Source organism: Kitasatospora sp. NPDC057198 (genome assembly GCF_042670125.1).
Lineage (GTDB): Bacteria > Actinomycetota > Actinomycetes > Streptomycetales > Streptomycetaceae > Kitasatospora.
Map to the genome: position 1 here is coordinate 1 of NZ_JBHUWH010000645.1, position 3,505 is coordinate 3,505.

The 3,505-nt window shown below is 74.3% G+C and carries 2 protein-coding genes; both read right to left on the reverse strand.

Features of this window, described 5'->3' with window-relative positions; genetic code table 11:
- Positions 1–68 precede the first annotated feature (68 nt).
- Positions 69–1,532 carry a cellulose binding domain-containing protein gene (locus tag ACFUEL_RS37100; protein ID WP_380242210.1) on the reverse strand — a complete coding sequence of 488 codons (1,464 nt, stop codon included), beginning with the start codon at positions 1,530–1,532 and terminating at the stop codon, positions 69–71.
- A gap of 186 nt (positions 1,533–1,718) precedes the next feature.
- Complete coding sequence (locus tag ACFUEL_RS37105) at positions 1,719–3,251, reverse strand: beta-N-acetylhexosaminidase (protein WP_380242212.1); 1,533 nt, start codon at positions 3,249–3,251, stop codon at positions 1,719–1,721.
- Between the last annotated feature and the right edge of the window lie 254 nt (positions 3,252–3,505).

A 3,505-nucleotide genomic window follows, 5' to 3' on the forward strand; every position in this document is an offset into this window, starting at 1 on the left:
GGCACCTGGTGCGGGGCCGGCTGTCGGAGCCGGCCACCGGGGTCGGCTGCCGGGAGCGGCTGCCGAGGTCAGCTGCCGGGGACGGTGTCCTTGAAGGCGGTACCGGCCGTGCGCAGCGCGGCGACGTTCGAGGCGACCTGGGCGGGGCTGAGCACCTGGTCCTTGACGAAGTACACGTAGTCGACCTGCTGGTCGTACGAGCGCGGCGTCGTGGAGTACTGCCCGGCCAGGTCGATCAGCCAGTGGTTGAAGTCGATGAACTGCGGGGTCTCGGGCAGGTAGGGCTCGCCGTGGGTGGCGACGACCTGGCCGTCGATGTAGTAGGTGACGTTGCTGTTGTCGATGGTGAACTGCAGCAGGTGCCAGCCGTCGAAGGACTGGCGCTGCTCGCCGTGGGTGTTGACGGCGTTCCACGGGTCCGGGTTGTAGGTCTCCCAGGTGGTCTCGTACATGATGTTGCTCTGCTCGCCCCAGCCGCCGTTGGGCAGGTACTCGAAGTCCTGCTCGCTGTAGTTCGGGTCCATCGGGGCGTTGAGCGGGGTGAAGGCGAAGAAGGTCTGGTTGATGTGGTCGCCGTCGGGGCCGCTGTTGGGGGCGTCGGCGAACTTGACCCGGGCCGCGTAGGTGCCGTTCTTGAACTTCCGCGCGGTGGTCTGGATCTCGGTCTCCTTGGTGCCGGAGGCCGTGCCGTCAGTGGTCAGGCGCAGGTTGAGCACCTTGCTGCCGCCGACGGTGGGGAAGGTGACGTCGGCCGGGGACCAGGTGGCGCCGGAGACGCCGGGGCCGCCCTGGCCGGACTTGACGGTCCAGCCGTGCTGCTGGACGGCGGCGTCCGCGCTGGTGTTGTAGGAGAAGTCGTCGAACAGGACGGGCGCGTTCGGGTCGACCGGCGGGGTGGAGGTGGAGCCGGACGGGGACGGGCTGGCGGACGAACTCGGCGACGGGGACGGGTTGTTGCCGGTGGGGGCGGTGCCCCAGATCAGCGCGCCGTCCTCCTGCAGGGTGACCTTCTGCCAGTCCGAGTAGCCGGTCTGGGTGCCGCTGAAGGAGTAGTCGTCGGACTGGGTGAGGGTCTGCCAGTCGGAGCGGTAGAAGCGCAGCTGCATGTCGCCGGTGGACTGGCCGGGGGCGAGCGAGCCGGCGCCCGCGGTGAAGCCGATCTCCAGGTAGCGGTCGGCGGTGGCGGTGGGGTTGGCCAGGGTGCCGAAGGTGCCGGTGATGTTGCCGCAGCCCTTGACCGCCCAGGAGCAGGCGAAACGGTAGGTGGTGCTCGGGCCGTCGGACTTGAAGTAGTAGCGCAGGGTGATCCGGCTGAGCGCGACGGTGCCGCTGCCGGTGTTGGTGACCTGGAGCCAGGGCTCGCTCTGGTCGGCGGTCGCGCCGGTGGCGCTGGTGCGGTACTGGACGCTGAACGCGTCGGCGGCCGAGGCCGGGACGACGGTCAGCGCGGTGGCGGCCAGGCCGGCCGCGGCGATCGCGGCGGCCGCGGCGAGCCGGGCGCGCCGGCTGGTGGTGCGGGGGCGTGCGGACACGGTGGTTCCTTCCGTGGGGGGAGTGCCCCGCGGTGCGGCGGGGCGGAGGGACGTTCCGGCGGTGCACGTGCGGGGTGCGGCGGCGGAGGTGGTCCGCGTGCTGCGGGCGGCCGCTGACGGTGGGTCGGCGGCCGGGTCTGTGGGGGTGGGGCCCGTCGGGTCGCGTCGGCGGGTCGTCAGGGCACGTCAGGGCGCGTCGGGGACGTGTCCGGTGCGGTGGACGCCGAGGGCGGCGAGGCGGGGGCGGTGCGCGGCGAGGGCGGGCAGGAAGTCCTTGGCGTAGTCGCTGTCGGGGTTCCAGGCCCGGTCGGCGATGGCGCACAGCCGGGGGTAGGCGAGGTAGTCGAAGTGCTCGGCGGTGGTGACGAACTCGCTCCACAGCTGGGCCTGGGTGCCGAGCACCCGGGCCTGCTCGGCCTCGTCCCAGTGCGCGGGGGCGGCCTGGTGGGCGTGCGCGGTGGGCAGGTCGACGACGTACCCGGCCTGGCCGAGCGGCTCGTCGGGGCGGTCGCTCTGCGGGTAGTCGAGGTAGGTGGCGCGGTGCGGGGCCATCACCACGTCGTGGCCGCGCCGGGCGGCCTCCCGGCCGTGCTCGGCGTCCCGCCAGGGCATCACGGTGAACTCGACCGGCAGGGTGGCGCCGTCGGTCTCGGCCCAGCAGACCGGGACGCGCCCGGCGTCCAGCAGGTGCCGGCCGACCTCGCCGAGGAACCAGCCGCGCAGCTGGGCGGGGGCGGCCAGGCCGAGTTCGGCGGCCCGGCGGCGGGCGGCGGGGCTCTCCTCCCACTCGGTGGTGGGGCACTCGTCCCCGCCGAGGTGGACGTACCGGGAGGGGAACAGCTCCATCGTCTCGTCGAGCACCGCGCGGCAGAACGCCAGCGCCTCCTCGTGCACGCCGAGCACCGTCTCGCACACGCCCCAGTCGGTCCACACGTCGAGCTGCCGTCCGGGCTGGTTGCCCAGGTGCGGGTAGGCGGCGAGGGCGGCCCGGGTGTGGCCCGGCATGTCGATCTCGGGGACGACGGTGACGCCGCGTTCGGCGGCGTACCCGACCAGGCGGCGCAGTTCGGCCTTGGTGTACGCGCCCTGGTGCGGCAGCGCGTCGTACGCGGTGGAGCCGGCGTGGCCGACCATGCTGCGCTCGCGGCGGGAGCCGATCTCGGTGAGCCGGGGGTAGGCGTCGACGGGCAGCCGCCAGCCCTGGTCGTCGGTCAGGTGCAGGTGCAGCACGTTCAGCTTGTGCAGGGCGATCCGGTCGACGGCGGTGAGCAGCTGGTCGAGGGGCTTGAAGTACCGGGCGGTGTCGATCATGAACCCGCGCCAGGCGTGCCGGGGCCGGTCGGTGATCCGCACGGCGGGCAGGCTCCACTCGACGCCGGGCACGGGCCGCGCCGAGAGTGCCTCGGGCGGCAGCAGTTGGCGCATCGTCTGCACCCCGTGCCGCAGGCCGGCGGGCCGGGCCGCGAGCAGCACCACCTGGAACGGGTCGACCGTCAGCCGGTAGCCCTCCTCCCCCAGCCCCCGCTCGGCGGGGTCCAGGGCCAGCACGACGGTGCCCTCCGCCCCGGCCGCCAGCGGCAGCCCGGTCGCGGGGCGCAGCAGGTCGCGCAGCAGGTCGGCGACGGCGGCGGCCTCGCCGTCGGCACGCACGGTGGTCCGCTCGGTCAGGGTGAACCGTCCGGCGGCGGGAACGAGATCGACCGGGGTCGGCAGGATCACGGGGTGGTCTTCTTCCAGGGGTAGGAGTGGAGCGGGGAGTTCGGCCGGGGGGGGTCGAACGGGAGGCGGGGCGGGAGGCGGGGCGGGAGGTCGAGCGGCCGGTGGGGCCGCGCTGGCCGGTGACCGGCTCGGGACGCCTCCGGCGCGGCCGGTCGCCTCGGTGGTTCGGCTCCCGGTGGTGGCTCCGGGAGGGGCTCCCCCGGCGGCGGCCGGTCCGCCCGGCGCTCCGAGACGGTCGGGGCGCTGTGCCGGGC